Annotated in this window: 19 protein-coding genes; 7 read left to right on the forward strand and 12 right to left on the reverse strand. The window is 67.5% G+C overall.

Annotation, left to right across the window (positions count from 1 at the left end; translation table 11 throughout):
* The first annotated feature begins 236 nt into the window (after positions 1 to 236).
* The 4 genes from VNF92_03705 to VNF92_03720 all read left to right on the forward strand — a co-directional run bounded on the left by VNF92_03705 (position 237) and on the right by VNF92_03720 (position 5,382).
* Entirely contained in the window at positions 237 to 1,634 is a 1,398-nt protein-coding gene (locus tag VNF92_03705; GenBank protein ID HVA56969.1) for an outer membrane protein transport protein, read from the forward strand.
* 35 nt (positions 1,635 to 1,669) lie between these two features.
* Positions 1,670 to 2,887 carry an SGNH/GDSL hydrolase family protein gene (locus tag VNF92_03710; protein HVA56970.1) on the forward strand — a complete coding sequence of 406 codons (1,218 nt, stop codon included), beginning with the start codon at positions 1,670 to 1,672 and terminating at the stop codon, positions 2,885 to 2,887.
* A 1,035-nt stretch (positions 2,888 to 3,922) separates the two neighbouring features.
* A complete protein-coding gene (locus VNF92_03715; protein HVA56971.1) occupies positions 3,923 to 4,405 on the forward strand; it encodes a hotdog fold domain-containing protein in 483 nt (160 codons plus the stop codon).
* 2 nt (positions 4,406 to 4,407) lie between these two features.
* The gene (locus tag VNF92_03720) at positions 4,408 to 5,382 is read left to right on the forward strand and encodes a nitronate monooxygenase (protein ID HVA56972.1); all 975 of its coding nucleotides are present in this window, start codon (positions 4,408 to 4,410) and stop codon (positions 5,380 to 5,382) included.
* A gap of 20 nt (positions 5,383 to 5,402) precedes the next feature.
* Here VNF92_03720 and VNF92_03725 read toward each other — a convergent pair whose 3' ends face one another.
* On the reverse strand, positions 5,403 to 6,161 hold the full coding sequence (locus tag VNF92_03725) for a CPBP family intramembrane glutamic endopeptidase (protein HVA56973.1): 759 nt from the start codon (positions 6,159 to 6,161) through the stop codon (positions 5,403 to 5,405).
* 112 nt (positions 6,162 to 6,273) lie between these two features.
* On the opposite strand from VNF92_03725, the gene VNF92_03730 reads away from it, so the two are divergent.
* The gene (locus tag VNF92_03730) at positions 6,274 to 6,771 is read left to right on the forward strand and encodes a hypothetical protein (protein HVA56974.1); all 498 of its coding nucleotides are present in this window, start codon (positions 6,274 to 6,276) and stop codon (positions 6,769 to 6,771) included.
* Between the two features lie 104 nt (positions 6,772 to 6,875).
* The gene (locus tag VNF92_03735; protein HVA56975.1) at positions 6,876 to 7,676 is read left to right on the forward strand and encodes a hypothetical protein; all 801 of its coding nucleotides are present in this window, start codon (positions 6,876 to 6,878) and stop codon (positions 7,674 to 7,676) included.
* Here VNF92_03735 and fahA read toward each other — a convergent pair.
* From fahA to VNF92_03790, 11 genes are all read right to left on the reverse strand, one after another.
* Positions 7,673 to 8,998 (reverse strand): fumarylacetoacetase, encoded by a 1,326-nt coding sequence (gene fahA, locus VNF92_03740; GenBank protein HVA56976.1) that lies wholly within the window; start codon positions 8,996 to 8,998, stop codon positions 7,673 to 7,675. The two genes, VNF92_03735 and fahA, sit on opposite strands and share 4 nt — an antisense overlap.
* On the reverse strand, positions 8,995 to 9,906 hold the full coding sequence (locus VNF92_03745; GenBank protein HVA56977.1) for a hypothetical protein: 912 nt from the start codon (positions 9,904 to 9,906) through the stop codon (positions 8,995 to 8,997). Before VNF92_03745 ends, fahA begins: the two co-directional genes overlap by 4 nt.
* Positions 9,903 to 10,472: an SET domain-containing protein-lysine N-methyltransferase gene (locus VNF92_03750; GenBank protein HVA56978.1), complete on the reverse strand. Its 570-nt coding sequence runs from the start codon at positions 10,470 to 10,472 to the stop codon at positions 9,903 to 9,905. Before VNF92_03750 ends, VNF92_03745 begins: the two co-directional genes overlap by 4 nt.
* Before the next feature lie 28 nt (positions 10,473 to 10,500).
* Positions 10,501 to 10,977: a hypothetical protein gene (locus tag VNF92_03755; protein HVA56979.1), complete on the reverse strand. Its 477-nt coding sequence runs from the start codon at positions 10,975 to 10,977 to the stop codon at positions 10,501 to 10,503.
* Positions 10,978 to 11,142: 165 nt separating this feature from the next.
* Positions 11,143 to 11,622 (reverse strand): pyridoxamine 5'-phosphate oxidase family protein, encoded by a 480-nt coding sequence (locus VNF92_03760; GenBank protein ID HVA56980.1) that lies wholly within the window; start codon positions 11,620 to 11,622, stop codon positions 11,143 to 11,145.
* A 98-nt stretch (positions 11,623 to 11,720) separates the two neighbouring features.
* Complete coding sequence (locus VNF92_03765; protein ID HVA56981.1) at positions 11,721 to 14,828, reverse strand: efflux RND transporter permease subunit; 3,108 nt, start codon at positions 14,826 to 14,828, stop codon at positions 11,721 to 11,723.
* Positions 14,825 to 15,877 (reverse strand): efflux RND transporter periplasmic adaptor subunit, encoded by a 1,053-nt coding sequence (locus VNF92_03770; GenBank protein HVA56982.1) that lies wholly within the window; start codon positions 15,875 to 15,877, stop codon positions 14,825 to 14,827. The genes VNF92_03765 and VNF92_03770 overlap by 4 nt, the downstream gene beginning before the upstream one ends.
* A complete protein-coding gene (locus VNF92_03775) occupies positions 15,874 to 17,079 on the reverse strand; it encodes a TolC family protein (protein HVA56983.1) in 1,206 nt (401 codons plus the stop codon). The genes VNF92_03770 and VNF92_03775 overlap by 4 nt, the downstream gene beginning before the upstream one ends.
* A 48-nt stretch (positions 17,080 to 17,127) precedes the next feature.
* Positions 17,128 to 18,414, reverse strand: a complete 1,287-nt coding sequence (locus VNF92_03780; GenBank protein HVA56984.1) for an ATP-binding protein — start codon at positions 18,412 to 18,414, stop codon at positions 17,128 to 17,130.
* Positions 18,415 to 18,417: 3 nt separating this feature from the next.
* The gene (locus VNF92_03785; GenBank protein HVA56985.1) at positions 18,418 to 19,086 is read right to left on the reverse strand and encodes a response regulator transcription factor; all 669 of its coding nucleotides are present in this window, start codon (positions 19,084 to 19,086) and stop codon (positions 18,418 to 18,420) included.
* A 238-nt stretch (positions 19,087 to 19,324) separates the two neighbouring features.
* On the reverse strand, positions 19,325 to 20,128 hold the full coding sequence (locus tag VNF92_03790) for a hypothetical protein (protein HVA56986.1): 804 nt from the start codon (positions 20,126 to 20,128) through the stop codon (positions 19,325 to 19,327).
* Positions 20,129 to 20,448: 320 nt separating this feature from the next.
* On the opposite strand from VNF92_03790, the gene VNF92_03795 reads away from it, so the two are divergent.
* The gene (locus tag VNF92_03795; GenBank protein ID HVA56987.1) at positions 20,449 to 20,991 is read left to right on the forward strand and encodes a hypothetical protein; all 543 of its coding nucleotides are present in this window, start codon (positions 20,449 to 20,451) and stop codon (positions 20,989 to 20,991) included.
* Positions 20,992 to 21,049: the final 58 nt, after the last annotated feature.

Here is a 21,049-nt window from a genome sequence, read left to right on the forward strand (position 1 = left end):
GCAGATGGGCCAACCGGGCCAATCTCCGTCAGGCTTTGGGCAAACCCCCTCTGTCGTTATGCGGCGAACCGCTTACACTGTTGTTTCTGAATGGCCTGTGTTGCATGCCGGTTGGCGGACTTCATCTCGCAAAGCGGCGGGAGCTTGCGCGCTGAGCGACGGTGATGTCATTCGTTCGCAGTCCCCTCGTTTCGGCCGCACGCCAAGTGCGGTCGTGGCATACCAGGAGGATGGAGATGAGTCTTCACCGTTTCACAGCGCTCGGCCTTGCGGCGGCGTTGGTCGCGATTCCGGCGTCGGTGCATGCGCAGGGATTCGGGCTGAATGAGATAGGGAGCTGCGCGATCGGGCGAGGGTACGCCGTGACGAGCGCGCCGTGCCAGGACGCCTCCACGATCTACTGGAACCCGGCCTACGCGGCGGCGCTCTCCGGCAATTCGCTGGTCGTGGGCGGCGCCTCAATCGCCGTCTCCGGCGCGTTCACCCGCGACACCTCGATGGGCCGCTATCCCGCCGATCCCCCGACGTCGTATGCGCCCCACTTCTTCTTCACCCACCGGCAGAGCGAGAATTTCTCGTGGGGCCTCGGCGCGTACGTACCCTACGGCCTCACCTCGCAGTGGCCCGGCAACTTCCCCGGCCGTTTCGTGGCCGACAAGGCGTCCATCGCCACCATGTACTTCCAGCCCAACTTTGCCTGGAAGCTCAATGACCGGTGGATGATCGGAGGCGGGCCCGTCGTCGGCTACTCCAGCGTCGAACTCATTCAGAGCCTCGACCTCTCGCAGCAGGTGGCGGAGATCGGCCCTTCAGGCCCGATCACCTTCGGCATGCTTGGTATTCCCGCCGGCACGGAATTCGCCCGCGGTACGCTCAAGGGTACGGCGTATTCCTACGGCTTCACCCTCGGCCTGTACGGAAAGCTCTCCGACCACTGGACCATGGGCGCGCGGTACCTGTCCTCGCTGAACTTCAAGTACAGCAACGGCAAGGCGACGTTCCAGCCGGTGCAGACGGGGCTCACGCTCGCCGCCGGCAATCCGTTCAGCGTGCTTCCCGGCACGCCGGTGGACGCCCTCGTGGCCAGCCAGTTCACGTCGGGCGGCGCGCTCGTCGCGCAGGGTGGATCCACCGAACTGGTTCACCCCGATCAGGCCGAAGTCGGATTCGCCTACGACGGGTTCAATCGGTGGCTGCTGAGCGCTGACTATGCATGGATCGGTTGGGCGCGGTTCCACCAGCTCGATATCCACTTCTCCAACCCGGCGCTCGGCACCGTCACGAACATCGAGGATTACAACAACTCGTCGGCCATCAGGCTGGGCGCGCAGTACACGGCCCACAACAACTGGCAGTGGCGCGTGGGCTTTGCAGGCGTCGCGGCTGCCGCGCCGCCGCAAACGGTCACCCCAATTCTCCCCGATCAGGACCGCTCCAACTACACCGTCGGCTTGGGAATTCCGCTCACCACAGGGCTGACCCTCGACGCGGCGTACGCGTACGTCTGGACCCCGGGACGTCGCGGCCGCATCGCGAACCCCACGTCGCCGAGTATCAGCGGGTCCACGCTGAACGATGGCGTCTACACCCTGTTCGCCAACATCATCTCGATCAGCCTCAAGGCGTCGTTCTAAGACCACCCACCGGAGAATTGCGGATGTCTCGTACCATGAATCTCCTTCGCGGTGCAGCGGTCGCCGGGCTCCTTGGGACCCTGGTGAGCTGCCAAGCCGAACACACCGTAGGCCCGCTCTATTCCGCCGGCCCACTGTTCCAGAGTTATGTCTCGCTGGGCAACAGTCTCACGGCCGGTTACCAGTCGGGCGGTATCGACGATTCCACGCAGCAGCGTGGCTATGCCGTGCTCCTGGCTCGGCAGTTCGGCACGCGGTTCGCGTACCCATCGCTGTTGAACCCCGGCTGCCCGCCGCCCATCTCGGTGTTCCAGACGGGTGCGCGCGTCACACCCACCGGATACCCGCCCAGCACGGAGGCCTCCTGCTACCTCCGCAACCCGACATCGGTGACCGACATACTGAACAACGTCGCCGTACCGGGGGCCTTCGTGGCCGACCTCACGTCTCCGAACGGCGCGGCAGGGGCAAACGCGCTCACGACGTTCATTCTTGGCGGATTGACCCAGGCACAACGGGCGCTGCTGGCCAAGCCGACGTTCGCGACGATCTGGATCGGGAACAATGACATCCTTGGCTTCGCCCTGTCGGGCCAGCCCGCCGGCGCGACGCCCCTGACCACGTTCACGGCCAACTATGACGCCATGATCAGCCAACTCCTGGCTGGAGCACCGAAGCTCAAAGGCGTCCTGCTGGGAGTCATCCAGGTCGCCGCCGCTCCGCAACTGTTCCCGGCTGCGGCCCTGGCCAACCCGCTGTTCGTCGGCGGCTTGAGCCAGGCGGTTGGCACGCCGGTCACCATCCACCCGGACTGCCTCACGCCCCCCGGCAACCAATCGCTCATCAACATCCAGATCATCACGCTCCTCCAGGGGATGGCTGCGCAACACCAGACCCCGATCATCGTCTGCGCCAAGGGCGACGTCCCCGGTCTGGGCGACTTCCTGGTGTTGGACGCCGCCGAACAGGCGACGGTGTTCAACCTGATCAACTCGTACAACGCCTACATATCCCAGAAGGCGGCCTCCATCGGGTTCGCCTATTGGGATCCGAACGCCCTTCTTGCTCAGCTCGCAACAGTCCCCGGGGCGATCAACTACCCGCCCAACCTTGCCAGCCTCACAGCGCCCTTCGGGACTGCCATCTCACTGGACGGCATCCACCCAAGTAGCTCGACCCACATCGCGATTGCCAACGCGCTCATCGGCGTGATCAACGCCAAGTACGGCACAAACGTGCAGACGATTCAGTAGCAGGACCGATGGAACGGGCGTGAGCGGGGGGCAGCCTGTCGGCTGCCCCCCGCCTCTCTATGCCACCCCAGGCTGTGGCGACCCATGAATGGTGCTGCACCCACCAGAGCGCGGCACGGCACGGTCCAGCGGTGCCGAGCCACTCCGGCTGACAACATGGCACGACTGGTGGAAACAGGGTGGGCGACTGATCAGTCGTTTCGGTGCTGCCGTCTCTGAACAATGCGTCGATTCCGGATGCCGTGGGCCCGGGGCACGTAGCCCGGTGCAAGCACTCCGGGGAGGGGAATCGCCGTGCATGACGATCCGCACGTCGATCCGGAGCTTGCCGCGCTGTTTGGCAGAAGTCCGGAATTCCTGGGCTCACGATCCTTCTCTGCGCCGCAACCACGCGGAACCTGGTTCAGCGTTCGGGGGCATAGCGCGCACCAGTGAACCCATCGGACAGCGGCCATTTGCACGGCGTGCTAATAAATGTGATATCGTTGCAACATACTATGCATACGTTGTTTGATGCATGTATGATGAAGTACATTAGATCACTATTATCAACAGCTACCTGAGCCACGATTTCGCCATTGATCAGGCCGTTCTTTGGGGGGCCGGGACTCTGTTCACCGGCTGCAGGCCGCTGCCCTCCGCGACGCGAAGTCCGGTCCCCTCCCTGCCCGTCCCGCCATCCAACCGCATAACGATCGTCTGCGCGCCGGACACGGTCGTTCCGCGATTGGACGCCAAACAGGCCAGATCGTTTCCGCAACAGACCGGGTGTCATCGAGCAAGGAACCGCGTGACCGCCGCCTCTCACCCATCGATTCGCCACGTGATGTCCAGCGCCATTCTGGCATGTAGTGGACGATCCACGCAAGTTCGATGGTACGGCCAGGCCAGCGCAGATATGCCCAACGTTCCGTCGCAAGCATCCCGCCTCTGGACTGCGGGCGAGCCTTGCCCGCCCCTAGCATCCGTCTTAGGATGCGGTCGCGGGGCGCGGAGAGGTCCTTCGCTCCGCTTGATTCCAACCAGAAGGCCCAAGTGCCCGACTCGATGGATGCCCCCGGCGGCAAGATCAGCACCTGGTGGCGCCGCCTCAGCCGGCTCCCGGGAGGCCGCTGGTTGTTCAGCCTGCTGCTGGGGCGGATGGCACCCTATACCGGGTCGATGGGTGCTCGGGTGGTCGACTTGCGGCCCGGATACGCCAAGTGGACCCTGCGGGACCGCCGGAAGGTCCGGAATCACCTCAACTCGGTCCATGCTGTGGCCCTCGTCAATCTGGCCGAAGTAGCCAGCGGCACCGCCATGCTTGCCGGACTGTCCCCCGGCACCCGGGGAATCGTCAGGGGACTGTCCATCGAGTATCTCAAGAAGGCGCGCGGCATGCTCACGGCCGAATGCCGCTGCGACCCGCCCGCAGTGGACCACGAGACCGACTACACGGTCGAGGCCACGATCACCGACCAGCAGGGCGACGCGGTGGCTCGCGCGAAGGTGCTCTGGCGCCTGGCCCCCCGGAGCTAGGGGTGCGCCAAACCGAGCTGAACCGCCAGGCAGGCATCGAAGTGCCGCTCATCTGCGGCGCCATGTATCCCTGCAGCAACCCTGAGCTGGTGGCGGCGGTCTCCGCGGCCGGCGGCATCGGGATCGTCCAGCCCATCTCGCTCACCTACGTCCACGGGCACGAGTACCGCGAAGGACTGCGCTACATCCGCCGGCTGACCTCCAAACCCATCGGGATGAACGCACTCATCGAACAATCGTCCCGCGTGTACCGGGAACGGATGACGCGCTGGGTAGAGGTGTCGCTGGAGGAGGGGGTGCGATTCTTCGTCACGTCGCTGGGAAACCCGCGCTGGGTGGTAGACCGGGTCTCCCGGGCCGGGGGAATCGTCTACCACGACGTCACGGAGCGCAAATGGGCGCTCAAGGCCAGGGATGGGGGTGTGCACGGGCTGATCGCCGTGAACAGCCGAGCGGGCGGACACGCCGGCCCCAAGACGCCCCGCGAACTCTACGACGAGCTGCACGATCTGGGGCTACCACTCGTCTGCGCCGGCGGGATTGGGGAGCCGGCGGCGTTCCGCGCGGTGCTCGACATGGGCTACGCGGGCGCCCAGCTCGGCACGCGGTTCATCGCGACCACCGAGTGCAACGCGGCCGACGATTACAAGCGCGCCATCGTGGAGGCGTCGGAAAGCGACATCGTGCTCACCGAGCGGCTCACGGGCGTGCCGGTGGCGGTGATCAACAACGCGTACGTTCAGCAGTTGGGCACGAAATCCGGCCCGGTGGCGCGCTGGATGCTCCGCCACCGCCGCACCAAGCATTGGATGCGGACCATCTACGCCCTGCGGTCGGTGCGGAGGCTCAAGAAATCGCTGCACGCCGCCGAGGGCGGCGCCGACTATTGGCAGGCGGGCAAGAGTGTATCGCAGATCCACGGCATCGAGCCAGCGGGCCAGGTCGTGCGCGAGTTCGCAGCCGCCATCGCCGACTGACCGCGCCCGGCGCGTATCGGTTAGCCCACGAGCACCCAGATGTCGTACAGGGCGTGCGTCCAGGCCGTGATCCCGAAACCGCGCGTGAGGTACAGCGCGCTGAACGCCACGCCGCTGATCGCGCGGAACACGAACGACTGGAGTTGCAGCGGTTCGCCGTACGGTCCGATGTAATGAAACGCCGAGAAGGCAAGCGCGCCGACGACCGTGGCGATCGCGCCGGCGGTGAATCGGCTCAGCCCCAGCACGACGCGCCCGCCGAATGCGAGTCCGCCCACGAGCAGCACGCGGAAGACGAGTTCCTCGTAGAGTCCGGCGCCCAGCGACAGCATGAGCCGCGTGGTCGCGTCCATGCCTTGGATGGGCCCCGCGGCGAGTGCGCTGAGGTGGGTGAGGAGTTCCGCCGTTGCCGTGCCCACGACGATTCCGAACAGCAGCGCCAGCACCGCCGACTCGGCGATCATCAACGGAAACATCGTGAACCGGACGCCGCCGCCCCGTCGCACGTCGCGGTACACGAGCAGGGCGCACACGAGAATCACGACGGCCATGAGAGCCAACGGTCCCGGCGGGCCGAGGAGCGCGTACGCCACGTCGCGCAGGAGCACGTCGGCGCCGTTGAGGATCTCGCCGCCGGCCACGCGGGCCGGACGCGCGGCGGCCAGCCCCTCGTAGAGCACGAGTAGCGGGAGCGCGAAGAGCAGGCTGTAGCGGGGCGACCGGCTGGCCGCCCAGTACGACTGGCGGCGTGTAGACGACCTGGTTGGCGGCGACGTCATGATCTCATCGTACGTTGGGGCATCGGCGAAAGTTTGGCGGCCCGGGGTACCGGCGGTTGCACGCAGCGGCGATACTCTGTGGGCAGGCCCTCACCCATTCTTCGCCTCTGCCATGTCTCTCGACGACTTGCTCCGGTTCGACCTCGGATTCTCCACGCAGGACGATGACGACCAATGGCTGCCCGCGGCCGCCGACGAGAGCGAAGGATACGACGTGCGCTGCTGCCTGGCCACGGGGCCCTCGACGGCCGGCGCGCCCCCCACATCGCTCACGCTCCAACCCGGCGACGAGGCGACGGTGGGTACGGGACTCTATGTGACCCGCACGTTTCCCAAGCATGTCGCGATGTTCGTGCTCCCGCGGTCGTCCACCGGCAAGCGCAGCATCACCATTCGCAATTCGCCGGGACTGGTCGACCGCGCGTACGTGGGCCGCGAGATCAAGCTCATGCTGCGCAACGACGGCGCTGAGCCGCAGACGGTGGCCCATGGCGAGCGCATCGCGCAACTGGTGTTCGTGCTTTGCGCGCATCCTTGCGTGTCGCGCACCCAGCCGCTCGACGCCGGCGATGCGGGCCGCCAGGGCTTCGGATCCACCGGCCGGTTCTAAGCACTCCCAACGGTCGGCGAATGGCACCGCGCAGCGCCCACCGCTAGCTTTTCGGAGTCGGCTGCGGCAATCCGGCTGCGGCAATCCACCCCTCAGGAGATCTTATGCTCGTCCGCGCCCTCACCCCTATGGCGCTTGCGGCACTGCTCGCGCTTCCCGCCGGCTCCGCCGCGGCCCAGCAGTTCCACTATGCCCCGGGCACCGCGCAGTACCGCATGACCGTGGACGCCAAGATCACGACGACGGCCATGGGACAGAGCAGCGACAACGAGATCACGTCGATGCAGAAGTTCACGATGGCGCTCACCAACGAGTCGGCCGACACGATGGCGATGGCGGTGACTATCGACTCGATCTCGCAGATGACGCCGATGGGGGCGCCGCCCGGGCTCGACTCGCTCGTCGGCAAGAAGGTGCGGGCGTTCGTCTCACCCGTGGGCGAATATTTCAGAACGCAGATCGACCCGGCCGACACGGCCGGACTGCTGAGCAGCCTGGCCGACCAGGTCGTGCACGTTCTGCCACGCATCCGCGTCGGGCTGGCCAACGGGGCCACGTGGACCGATACCCTGGAGGCCACGACCACGCAGAGCGGACTTCAGCTCAAGCGCCAGGTGATCTCGGTGTACACCGTGGCCGGCGATACGACGGTGAACGGCACCAAAGGGCGCAAGCTCGTGCGCACGTCGACGTCCACCACCACCGGCAGCGGATCCATTCAGGGACAAGCCGTCGCGATGGATGGCACCTCATCGGGCACGGGGGTCGCGGTCGTCACGACCGACGGGGCCTTCCTGGGGAGCGCGGGCGCTGAAATGGTGAAGTCCAAGCTCACGCTCACCGATGCCGGCGTCACGTACGACATCGACACCAACGCCACGACGAAGATCGACCGCGCGAATTAGCGGGGAGCGGCCGCGGCCGGCGCGATCCGGCCGCGGCACTCGCCGAATCCGATGCGCGCATACCCCTGGCGCTCGCAGTAACCCCGCAGCACCACCTCGTCCCCGTCTTCGAGAAACGCGCGCGTCTCGCCATTGGGGAGCGCCAGTGGTTCCGTGCCCTTCCAGGTGCGCTCGAGCAGGCAACCGCGCGATTCCTTGGCCGGCCCCGACACGGTGCCGCTCGCCAGCAGGTCACCCGGCTGCAGGTTGCACCCGTTGCTCGTGTGATGCGCCACGAGCTGCGCTACGGTCCAGTACATATCCGTGAAGCTGCCGCGACTCACGAGGAACTCGCCCGCCCCCTCGGCCCGCATGCGCGCCGTGCGGAGCCACGCCTCCAGCGTGATCGCGATTCCCGCCCCCTCGCCCGGCGCCGAGAGATATGCGAGCGGCGCCGGATCGCCCGCCGGCCGAGCGAATGCGGGCGCGCGGAAGGGTGCCAGCGCGTCGAGCGTCACGACCCAAGGCGACACCGTCGTCGCGAAGTTCTTGGCGAGGAACGGTCCCAGCGGCTGATACTCCCACGGCTGGATGTCGCGGGCCGACCAGTCGTTCACTAGACAGAGGCCAAACAGATGGCGTTCGGCTTCGGCCACCGGCACCGGCTCGCCGAGCGCGTTTCCTGTGCCGACGAACATGCCGACTTCCAGTTCGTAGTCCACGCGGCGCGACGGCCCGAACACCGGCGGCTGCGCCGGATCGTCTCGCGTCTGTCCCCACGGCCGCCGCACGTCGCTCCCCGTGGCCACGATCGACGACGCGCGCCCGTGGTAGCCGATCGGCACGTATTTGTAGTTGGGCAGCAATGGCTGGTCGGGGCGGAACATCGAGCCGACGTTCGCGGCGTGAAAGATCGACGCGTAGAAGTCGGTGTAGTCGCCCACACGCGCCGGCACGAAGAGGTCCGCCTCGTCCATCGGCACGAGCAGTTCGGCGGCGTGGCGCTCGCCCGCCCCACCCATCCGCAGGACGTCGCTCAACGCCAACCGTAGCGCGCGCGCCATGTCCGGGCCCATGCCCATCAATTCGTTCAGCGAGTCGTCCTCGCAGGCGCGGGCCGCGTGCAACGCATCACCGCTCACCAGGCCGTGGCCGACGAGCGCCGCGACGTCGAGGATCTGATTGCCGATGGCCACTCCCACGCACGACTGTCCGGCGCCGGAACTCCGCCGGAACACGCCGAACGGGAGGTTCTGGATAGGGAAGTCGTGGCCCGGCACGTTCGCGCTCGCCACCCACGAGCGGAGCGCGGGGTCGTGGGTGCGGTCGAGGGCGGCGCTCACAGCATCCCCAGCCGGCGCAGATCGTCCACCGGCTCGCGGAACGAGCAGGAGCCGAACGCCAAGGCGTGGTGCCGCGCGGCATGCAGCGCTTCGGCCGTCAGCACCACCTCGCGCCACCGCAGGCGATCGCCTTCGAGTTGGATGGCCGACGGGTCGCGCTCGTCGAGCAACGCGAGCACGGCCGCGTCGTCTCCGCCCTGGCACATCAGAGCGGCCGCCAGGAGTACGTTCAGGAAGCCGTACATCGTGCCGCGTGGCGCCTTCGCCTCGTAGGTGAGCGGATACTCGGCGCGCAGCGGGTGGTGCAGACCGGCCGTGGCCTTGAACGCAACCCCGTGCTCGAGGCAGCAGCGCATGAAGCGCACCACGTGGCGCTCGGCGGGAATGGCATCCGCCGTCACGCCGCCAGTGCGGATCTTGGCCTTGGCGCCGATCTCGCCGACCGCGGCGATGAGCGAATCCGGATCTTCGAGCACCGGGACTTCGATGAACGCGTCGAACCCGCTCACGATTTCGCCGGCGGCCAGGATCTCGGCGCAGTGGGACGCCCTGATCTCGACCGTATCCACGTACACGGCTCCATGGCGCACGTCGCGGTGCCGGTCGTTGAAGGCGTGGATGGACCGCATATCCACGGCGGCGTCCGCGCTCACGAGCGCGCTCAGCGCCCACGACTCGGCGGCCGACGCGGGTAGGATCTCGCGCCCGGCCGCGTCGAACGCCTCGAGGCGCGACGCCGGGACGACGAACCGCCCGAGCATCCACGCCGCGGCACCCCGCCGATCCTCGTCGTAGGCGTGGACCGCGGCTTCCATGGAAAGGCTGGCCGGCGGAAAGAGGCCGGCGTAGTCCACCGCGCGCTCGAGCAGCGCGGTGAGCGCAGGCCCTACCGTCCGGGCCCGAGTCACGCCTTCCGGTGCGTGTGGCCGGCGTGACGGCTCGCCGCGTGGCGCGCCGCGCCGCGCGACGCGTGCCACGCCCTGGCGATCTTGCGGCGACCGTCCACCTTCACGATCGTGCCGCGGCAGTTGGCTGCGCCGCACCGGCAGCCGTAGAAGTGCAGGTCTTCTTCGGTATAATCGCGCACGTGCTCGAACTGGTAGTCGTAGGCCAGCTCCGCCCCCTTGGGAATGTCCCGCAGGGCGTCGATCCAGATGTGCCCGCGCTCGATGATCGCATCGCAGTTCGGATTGCACGAATGGTTGATGAATCGCGCCTCGTTGCCGCCGTGCGCGGCATCGATCACCGTGCGTTGGTTGAGCGTGAACAGGAACGTGTGGTGGCGCTCGGCGCGGTCCTCGTCGGGATACCGTCGGTCGGCCTCGGCGCCGGTGATGTGCTCACCTGTGTATTCGATGATGCGCGTGCCTTTGGGGATATCCACGATCGCGAACGCCCCGGTGCCCTGAATGCGAGAGCGGCGGAGCCGGAACCAGGGGTTCGGGCGCCGCCTCACCTGCTTGCGTATGGTCATGCCCAGCTCGGCAAAGCGTGATGAAGGATCAGACGGCCTCGGGCCGTTCCTTCCGATAAGCGTCGGTCGTGTGGCGCAAGGCGAGCAGCGCCGATGCCTCGAATTCGAATTCCATGGCCAACGCGGCCAGGAGTTGGGAGTCGTGCCGCGACATCTTGCGGGCCGCTTCGTCGCAGGCGTTGTGGCGCCGCAGGTAGTCGCGGCCGGCATGCCAGAGTGCATTGGCGCGCTGGCGCCACCCCTCTTCGGTGCCCGGGTCCTGGGCCGCCGCCAGCTCGTAGGCATCGAGCAGCTTGCCCAATCCGTCGTGCATCACTTCGCAGAACTGTTGCGCGGAGAGGACCTCGGTTTCCACATCGGACTTCTCGACGATGCGCGCCACCCGATCATGCTGGCGGCAGCATTCTGCCGCCGAGCGGCAGAGGGCATCGGCAACAGCGAGCGCGGAGTTCGGCGGATCGGTCGACGGCGCGGCCGTGGCAGCGGACAGCTTGGACTTCGGCATGAGCGTCGGGAATGCGGAGGTGGGACGCGAAACGCGACGGGGGCACCGCCGCTCGCGGGTACGCTGCAAGATGAGTGGGCCCGCCCGCAAACGGTAGTGCCCACCGGGGCACTCCGGGTGGGGAAACGGCTGGTTGGCGGGGTGCCCTCCGAACCGCCGGCCCCACTACTTGGCGGTCTTTTCCTTGGTCGCGCGCCGGCGCTTGCCCTGCTTGGCCTCGCGTCCCGTCAACTCGTCCACGTGGATCCCGAACATCACCGTGCGGAAGGGCGCCGGGTCGCCTTCCTTCAGGGTACGCGGCACGAACCGCCGGAGCAGGTCGACCGCCCGCTCGTACTCGGCGGCGTTGGCCTCCCCCGCGTCGGGGCTCAGCAGGTACACCGTGCCGTGTGCCACCACGCTGCGCCAGTCGAAAATGGCGTGCACCTCGTCCACTTCGAACGCGACGTACGGGTGATGCCCGATGGTCGTCAGCTTGCTACCCTCAGCGGTGCGGCCAAAGATCCAGCCGTTGTCGAACACGTAATGGATGGGTTCGATGTCGGTCCGATCCTTGAACGAAAACGCCAGGCGTCCCACGTGGTTCACGGCCAGCAGCGCCTCGCACTCCTCGGGGGTCAGTTCGCGAAAAGTCGGCACGGTCATCGGGAGCACCTCACAGGGACGGCAGGACATCCGCCGCCGTCGCACGATCGTCCCCGAATTCTACGACAACCCCGTGGGCACGGCCAGCCGGGAACGCCCTATTCCGTACCGGGTGCAATCCGGTAGCCACGGCCGCGAATCGCCACGAGCAGAGTCGGCACCACATAGAGCGTGATGGGTGTGGACAGTCCCAGGCCGCCGATCACCGCCAGGGCGAGAGGCTTCTGCATTTCGCTGCCGGCGCCGAGTCCCAACGCGAGGGGCAGGAGCCCGAACAGCGTGCACAACGTCGTCATCAGGATCGGGCGCAGACGGACGCGCGCGGCGTCGCGGATGGCCGGTTCCAATTCCATCCCGTTGTGGGTCATCCGGTAGTGCGTGAAGTCAAGCAGGATGATGCCGTTCTTCACGATCAGTCCCACGAGCAGGATCAGCCCCATGAACGACGAGACGTTGAGCGCCGTGCCGGTGACAAGCAGCAACACCATGGCACCCACGAACGACAGCGGGGCCGCGAGCAGGATCACGAACGGCTCGACGAACGACTGGAACTGGATCACCATCACGCCGACCACGCTGGCGGCGGCCAACGCGAGCACCAGCAGCATCTGATGAAACGCGTCCTGCTGGCTGGCGTACTGGCCGGCCAGCTCGACGCGCGTGCCGGTGGGCGCGGGATGTCCGGCCAGCACCCGCTTCACGCCGTTCACGACGTCGCCCAGGGCCTGGCCGTTGCCGATATCGGCGGTCATCGTGATCAGTTGCGCCTGATTCTCACGCGTCAATTCGCTGCGCGTGTCGGCCTTGGTGAACGAGACGAGCGACGACAGGGGAGCAGCCGTATGCGTGAGCGGCGAGACGATCGGAATGGCGCCGAGGCGCAGCGGATCGTAGCGCACCGAATCGGGCGCGCGCACGCGCACATTGATGGACCGGTCCTCCAGCAGGAGTTGCCCTGCGTCGACCCCGAACAGGGCACTGCTCACGTCCTGGCCAATCAGGCCGGGCGTCAGCCCGAGTCGGCTGGCCTCGGCTTCGTGCACACGCATCGAGAGTTCCGGGTCCGGCTCGGTAACCCCGTTGTAGAGATCCACCAGACCCGGAATGCTGTCGAGGGCGGGCGAGAGCTGCCGGGCGTACGCCTCGATCTGTTGGAGGCTGTCACCGAACACCTTGATCTCGACCGGATTGGTCACCCCAGACATGTCGTTGATGCCGTCCGACAGGATCTGGACGAATTCGATGCGCAGCCGAGGCACCGCGACGTCGAACTGCTTGCGCAGACTGTCGATCACTTGGAAGATGGTCCGGCGACGCTGGCTCTGCGGCGTGAGGCGCACCGAGATGTCGCCCCGATTCAACTGCGTGGCGAACAACCCGAGTTCCGCGCCGGTGCGCCGCGACGTCCCGGAGACCTCGGGAGTCTGCGCCAGGATGTGCTCGACGATGTGCAGTTGGCGGTCCGTCTCGGTGAGCGCCGTGCCCGCCGGGCTCCAGTAGTCGAGCACGAAGGCCCCCTCGTCCATGTCGGGCAGGAACCCCGTGGACGCGGCGCGATAGGCGGCGTATCCGGCACCCACCAGCAGCAGCGCCCCCACCATCACCCACCGCGCGTGGCGCAGCACCGCACCCAGCGATCGCTCGTACTCCATCGACAGCGCGTCCACGGCCCGTCCCACCACATGGAGGATGCCGCGCTTGTGGCCCGTCGGGTCCTGATCGGCCTCGAATTCGGCGTCGCGCGCCGTGAGGAATTGCTCGCTGAGCAGCGGAATGACGGAGAAGGCGAGCACGAGTGAGACCAGCACGGCAATGGTCAGCGTGAGCGACAGCGCCTTGAAGAACTGGCCGACGACGCCTTCGAGCAGTCCCAGCGGCAGGAACACGACGACCGTGGTGATCGTCGACACCGTCACCGCCCATATGAGTTCCTGGACGGCGTCGCGGATGGCGACGCGACGATCCGACGTCAGATGCAGATGCCGGACGATGTTCTCCGTGATCACGACGGCATCGTCGATCACGAGCCCGATGGCTATGGCCATGGCCCCCAGCGTCATCAGGTTGAGGGTCTGGCCCAACAGGCTCATCACGAACAGCGTGATGACCATCGTCAGCGGGATCGACGCGGCGCTGATCGCCGTGATCCTGGCGTGGCGCAGGAACAGCAGCAGAATGACAATCGCGAGCAAGGCGCCGATCAGCATCGCATCGCGCACCGCAATCACGGCGTCGCGCACCAGTTCGGCCTGGTCGTACACTGCTTTCAGATGGACGCCCGGCGGCAGCGACGCCGCCACGTTGCGGGCAATGGCCGCCACGCTGTCGGCAATTGCCACCGTGTTGCCGCCGATCTGGCGCGTGATGTTGATGAGGGCGGCGGGGTGCCCGTCGCCGTCGATGATCTGCGTGTGATCCGTCGTCCCGAACGTGACGGTGGCGAGATCGCGCACGCGCAGGCCGTGGCCAACCACGACGTTGGCGATGTCGTCCACCGTGTGGGCGTCATTCGCGGTCACCACGAGATACTGTTTGTAATCCTTGTCCACTCGCCCGACCGCCGTCAGCCCGATCGCGTCGCGGATGGACGAGGCCAGATCGTCATAGCTCAGCCCCTGCGCCGCCAGACGGGCCGGATCGGCCACCACCTCCACTTCCCGGACGTCTGAGGCCTGTACTTCCACCTGCCCCACGCTGGGCACCCGCGAGATGAGGGGCTTGAGCTGGTAGCGAGCCACGTCGTACAGCGTCGCCGGATCGCCCCCTTCCACGTTGTACGATAAGATCGGATACACCGAGGGCGTGATCCGGTCGGCGCGGATGGTGAGCCCCGGGGGCAGCTCTGGACGTACCTGGTTCACCTCGGCCTGCACCAGTTGGAGTGCATAGATCATGTCCGTGCCGGGCGCGAACAGAATCTGGATCTCGCTCCCGCCGCGAATCGACTTGGAGTCCACGCGCCGCACGCCGAGCACCGTGCTGATCGCCTCTTCCAGCGGGCGGGTGATGCTGAACACCACCTGCCGTGCGCTCAGCGACGAGCCTTCGACCACCACGGTCGCCCGTGGGAACTGCAGTTCGGGATAGATGGATGACGGCATCCGGAGCCCTGCCCAGACCCCGGCCACGCTCATGAGGGTGACCGCCAGATAGATGAATCGCCGTTGGGACGCAACGACGCCAAAGAGAGACCGATCGCCGGTCACGGCTTCACCGTCACGATCTTCGCGCTATCCGATACCCCGTATGCCCCGTAAGTGACGACCGTTTCCCCGACCTTCAGGCCGCTGAGGATCTCCACGTACGCCTCGGTCCGCGCGCCAGTGGTCACGGGGCGCGCATGCGCGATGCCCGACGAATCGACGACGAACACGCGATAGCCCTCGCCTTCCGGTACCAGCGCCTCAGCGGGAACCGCAATCGCTTTGTCGTGGCGACCGACGACGATGCCGGCCATGACGGTCTCGCCCACGCGAAGCGTGCGTTTGGGCCTCGCCACGATGACCCGCACCGGCACGGTGCCGGTGGCCGAGTCCAACTCGGCCCCCACGTCGGCCACCGTTCCCGTTCCCAGCGTGTCGCCATTCAGCGACTGCCCCGCCACGACCGCCACCGTCTGACCCGGTTGCACATGCGCGGCGTCGGAGGGCGACACGTGCACCATCACGTCGAGCGCACGCGGATCGGTGACCTCCACCATCGGTTGCGTCATGTCGACCGATGCGCCGAGCACCGCGTTCATGACCGTGACGACGCCCGCCAGCGGAGCACGCAGCGTGGACAGCTGCTGGTCGCGGCGCGCCGTGACCTGCGACGCCCTGGCCTGCGCCAGCGCCGCCGCCGCCTGCTCCACGTCCTTGCGCGGGGCGATCCCTTCGGCTGCGAGTCGTACCGCGCGGTCGTACGCCTGCTGTGCGTTCTGCAGCGCCGACGTGGCTCCCTGCAGCGCGGCATCGAACGTCTGCTGCTCGAACTGGACCAGGGGATCGCCGGCCTTCACACGCTGACCCAGCGTGACGAAGATCCTGGCCACGCGGGTCGGGGCCGGCGCGGCCAGTTCCGCGAAATGCCCGGGCCGCTGGACAACGGAACCGATCGCGTTCACGGTCTCGATGAACGGGCGCGTCGAGATGACCGCCGTGCGCGCGCTGACCACCACCTGGGCCGCGGCGCCCTGATCGCCTGAGTCGGCCGCGGAGCCGCCGCATGCGCCGAGCGTAAACAGCGCCACAAAGAGCAAGACGTGTTTCATCATGGGATTCCGGAGGCCGAAGCGGTGAGAAGTCGCAGCGCCGCCGCCGCCGCATTGGCCGCGCCGACGTCGTCGATGTACTGACCCAGGGTGTCGCGCGCACTGCGCTGCGCTTCGAGCACCGCGGGGAGCGCTGATTCGCCTTCCCGATATGCGGTGAGCGCCATCGCCGCCACCCGGTTGGCCCCGGCCAACAGTTGACGGTCACGTGCCACTCGCTGTTGCGCGATCGACTGTGCCTCGGTGACCCGAGCGATGTCGCGGGCGCTCTCGAGCTGGATGAGCCGCAGTTCGGCGCGGGCCCGATCGCGGTCAGCCTCAGCGGCGGCCACACCGCTCTGATTCTGATTGAATAGCGGGAACGGAAGCGCGATGCCGATCACCGGCAGATACCCGCTCTGCGTGGGGTCGTGGAAGTCCACGCCAAGCTGCACCGACGCCGTTCCCCAGACGCTGCGGCGCTCCGCGTCCACCGCCCGGTCGGTGGCGGTCACGACGTGCTGCGCGGCCCGCACGGCGAGCGGCGTGCCATCGGCGGCTCCCACGGCGGTATCGGACCATGAAAGCGTGTCGGCAAGCGCGATCGTCACCGCGCCCGTAAAGTCGCCCATCACCGCTTGGAGATCGAGGAGTGACGCCGCCGCGGTGAGCGAATCGGCCAGCGCCTGATTCTCCTGACCGCCCGCGGCGATCGTTGCCAATTCGACATCCAGATCGCTCGCATCGCCCGCCGCGCGCCGCGCCACAGCTATGCGGCGCAGGGAGTCGGCGTCCTGAGCATTGCGCCGCGACAGGCGGGCCCGCGCATCCGAGACCACAGCGTTCACATACGTCGTCTCGGCGTCGAACGTGATCGCCGCCCGCTGCAGGGCGAACTGGTCGAGCGCCGCGGCGCGAGCCGCCGTGGCGCTCCCGACGCGGGCCCGGCGCAACCACGGAAAGTCGAGCGGAATGTCGGCGTAGATGTGCCGCTGCGGCGCGTCCTTGGTGGCGCTCAGATTGAGCGTGGGATTCGCGTACGCCCGCGCGCCCAGGAGCACGGCGCGCGCGGCTGAGGTGTCGGCCGCGGCAATGGCCAATCGCGGCCCACGGGCCAGCGCCGCCGCGATCGCATCGGCGCGTGTAACGGGACGTTGCGCCGCGCTCGGCGCGGGGGCGAACGCAACGATCGCCGCGGATGCCGCGGCGATGATCCACCTGTGCATGAGACTCCGGGATGGGAACTTACCGAACGGTATCGCGATGACCTGTCATCATGATGACACCGGCGGGCGAGGCGCCCGCGGGAACACCACCTCGACGCGCGTCCCGGCGCCGACGGTCGACGTGAGTTGGATCTCGGCGGAGTGCACGTCGGCCACCCAGCGCACTATCGCCAGGCCGAGGCCCGTGCCTTCGGCGCGTACCCGTGCCTGGTCGGCGCGGTAGAAGCGCTCGAACACATGTGGCAGATGCTCGGGGGCAATGCCGACGCCGGTGTCGGCGATCACCAGCGTCGGGTGCCCGTCGTCGGCTGCCACGTCCACGTGCACCTGCCCGCCGTCCGGCGTGAACTTGATCGCGTTCTGGAGCAGATTCATCACGAGTTGCCGCACGAGCGTCGGATCGGCGTCGATCGCCGCCTCTTCGAAGGTCCCGACCTCGAGCTTCACCCCCTTGGCGGTGGCGAGTGCGCCCGCCGCATCGACCGCATCGAGCACGATGTCGTCCAGGTAGGTGCGTTGCCGTTGCACGGGGCGCTCGCCGGCATCGGCGCGGGCCAGGGTCAACAGATCGTCCACGATGCCGCTCAGCCGTTCGGCCTCCCGCTCCACCACACCCAGCGCGCTCCGGTACGCGTCATCGTCCCGTCGCTGTTGCAGCGTGACTTCCGCGGTCGTGCGCATCACCGCCACCGGGGTGCGCAGCTCGTGCGCCGCGTCGGCCATGAACCGGCGCATGTGGGCGATGTTCCGTTCCACCGGCTCCATCGACTTGCCCGAGAGGAAGTACCCGCCGGCCGCCACGAGCACGAGCGCCGCGAACGCCGCGCTGCCAAAGGTCACGATCAGCGCCGCGTACTGGTCTTCCAACTGGACCTGGTCGGCCACCACCGCCGCCACCATCGTTATACCGCTCGCCAGCGTGAAACGCTCGGCGTGCAAGCGCAGAGTGTGGTCGTGCCGCGCGCGCCGCCGCCGGTCCACCACACCCTGCGCCACCGCGGCCCGCGCGGCCTCGCGAATCCAGGCGTCGACCACCGGCGGCTTCATCGGTCGCCCCAGCGAATCGAGCAGGTAAAGCTGGCGATCGGGGATGTGCAGTTCGTCCACCGCATCCACCACCAGGCCGTGCGCCGACCGGCTCTCCAACTCGCGAATCCGGGCCGCCCGCTCCAGCTCCAGCGTCGACTCGTGCAACGATACGTCCAACTGGCGTCCGAACTGGCGCCGCACCACCACGAACAGCCCGGCCCCCAGCAGTGTGAGAATAAGCCCCAGGGTGACCACGTACCACGCCGTGAGGCGCAGGCGCAGCGCGGTGAGCGGGCGGAGCGCCATCGCTCAGGGGCCGAAGCGGTAGCCGGCGCCGCGCAGGGTATGGATCAGCTTCGGTTCGAAGTCGTCGTCGATCTTGCGGCGCAACCGGCGCACCAGCACCTCGAGCACGTTGGTGAACGGATCGTGGTTCTCGTCCCATACGTGGGCCGTGATCGCCGCGCGATCGAGCACCTCGCCCGCATGCCGCGCGAACACCTCGAGCAGTGCGAATTCTTTGGCCGTCAACTCGATGTCCCGGCCGCCGCGCTTGACCTGGCGCGTATTGAGATCGACCGTCAGGTCCGCCACTTCCACGCGCTCCGGGGCGATTGCCGGGCCGCGTCGGGCCAACGCCCGCACCCGGGCCGCCAATTCGCTGAACGCGAATGGCTTGGACACATAGTCGTCCGCGCCGGCGTCGAGTCCGTGCACGCGGTCGTCCACGGCGTCGCGCGCCGTGAGCATCAGAATCGGTGTCGTGCTGCCACGCCGGCGGAGGTCGGCACAGAGATCGAACCCCGAGCCGCCCGGGAGCATCACGTCGAGCACGATCACGTCCTGCGCCCCGACTACGGCGCGCTCGTGTCCCTCGGCGTAGGTGGCCGCCGTGGTGACTTCCATGTGCATGTCCCGGAACCCGTCGCGCAGTGCGCGCAGCAGTTCCGGGTCGTCCTCCACGATCAGTACGCGCATGCGCGCCCCCTGGTCCGCACGTCCACGCCGGCGTCCCTCCGCGTTCGGATTGTGATGGCGGCGGGCCAAGGCATTGGTTCCGTCCGCACCCGCTGAATCTTACTCACGCGGGGCGAGTCCGGAATGGCGCGACAGAACGGCACGGCCGCCCTGGCGGCGGCCGAACGCGAAGAGACGTCGCAGTTAGTCCGCGTCGCAGCGCGCGCGGCGCGGCCTGTCGGACGGTGCGGCGGCGGGCCTACCTGGTGCCGACGAGTGCGTAGGTGCCGAGGGAAGCGGAGATCTGCGCGGCCACGTGCCTCTCGCGCTGCATCACGCAGGCGCTGTACCAATCGGCGCCGCTGGTCGGATCATCGCAGACGATTGGCGCCGTCTTGCCGTAGGCGATTTGCGGCATCGTGTGGCCGTAGATCTCATGGCCCAGCACGCGCTCCAGGTACCGGTTGAACATCGCCGTGTCGTCGGCCGTGCGGCCGGCCTCGCGCAGCGCCGACTCCAACCCCGCGAGCCGCACCACCACCGCAATGTGCTCGATGTGCCGTCCCCGCGCATTGTTGGGCGTGAGCGGGTAGAACGCGGTGAGCGCCTGCCAGCCGGTGACCTGGGCGTATCCCGGCGGGAGTTGGTCCTTGAGCTGCCGCTCCGTGCCGATGACGATCGGGATGCCCGATCGCTCGAGGGCGGTCATGGCCGAGTCGAATGCCGACGAGAGCTTCCGCATGCGGATGATCGTGGCGGCGAGTGTCGAATCGCCGATCGCGATGTTGGGGGCGTAGAGCGGCGCTCCGGCGAGCGAGTTGCTGGCCAGCCGATCGGCGAAGCTCGTGGACGGACCGAACGCAGCCGCCGGTGCAATCGAGGAATAGCGCAGGCTTCCGAACGAAGCCCCGCCGGTCTGGAGCGACGAGCACGCGGAGAAGATGGACGCGGCGAGGATGACAAAGGCCCAGCGAGCGGAACGGAGCACCGGTCGATCAGCAGCGCGGAAGAACCGCGCACCGACGACGCCATGGGTGTTCGTGAAGAGCGAGCGCTGCAGCATCGGTTGAATCTCAGTTCGCTCAAGGGAGCGAGTGCATGCTTCAGCGCGGCGTCGCGCGTTACGCAGGTAAGACTCACCGGTCTCCAGCAAGTGTCCAGTGTTTAGACACTACACGATGTTCAGATTGCGCTATACATGGCAACAATGCCTGCATTTTCGCCAAATTGGCCATTATTGGCGGTCATCGGCCGATGGCGATAGGTCATTTAGTCCTATGCTGGAAGTTGATGGGATCGCCCACGACTCTTGCGACCTTCGCATTGACCACCGGGCAGGGCCACCGCATTCTGTTGCACCTCTCCACCGACAGGATCTGTTCCATGCAGCTGCGCTCAGCGCTCGTCCGCCTTGCCGTTGCACCGTTTCTGATCGGCTGTGCGTCCGGTTCGAACTCCGAACCCGCCTTCAAGACGGTTGCGATCGACGATGCGGGGGCCGTGCGTACGACCACGACTCCGGGGGCCCCGGAGGCATTCGCCGCGCCGGAGGCCAAGGTGTGGGACGCGCTTGCCGCGGCGTATGGTGCGATCGGCCTCACCGTGAATCTCAGCGAGCCGGCTGGGCACCGCATGGGGAGTTCGAACTTCTATCGTTCGGGCCGCATGTACGGACAGCCGGTGTCCCACTTCGCCAACTGCGGGGACGGGATGACGGGGCCGCTGGCCGACACGCGCCGGGTCTACTTCTCGGTTGTGACGACGGCGACTGCGGTGGACGCCACGCACACCGCGCTCGTGACCGGCGTGAGTCCGACGGCGGTCGACATCTCCGGAGGGAGTAGCGACCGCATTTCGTGCGGGTCCACCGGCGCCCTCGAAGCGATGCTCTACGACGCCGTGGCGCGGCAACTCCGTGCGAAATAGCGCCCCGCGCTCGGGCCGGGCGCGGGGCGTTTCGCCAACCGAGAGCGGGGTCGGGACT

Source organism: Gemmatimonadaceae bacterium (assembly GCA_035533015.1).
Lineage (GTDB): Bacteria > Gemmatimonadota > Gemmatimonadetes > Gemmatimonadales > Gemmatimonadaceae > JAGWRI01.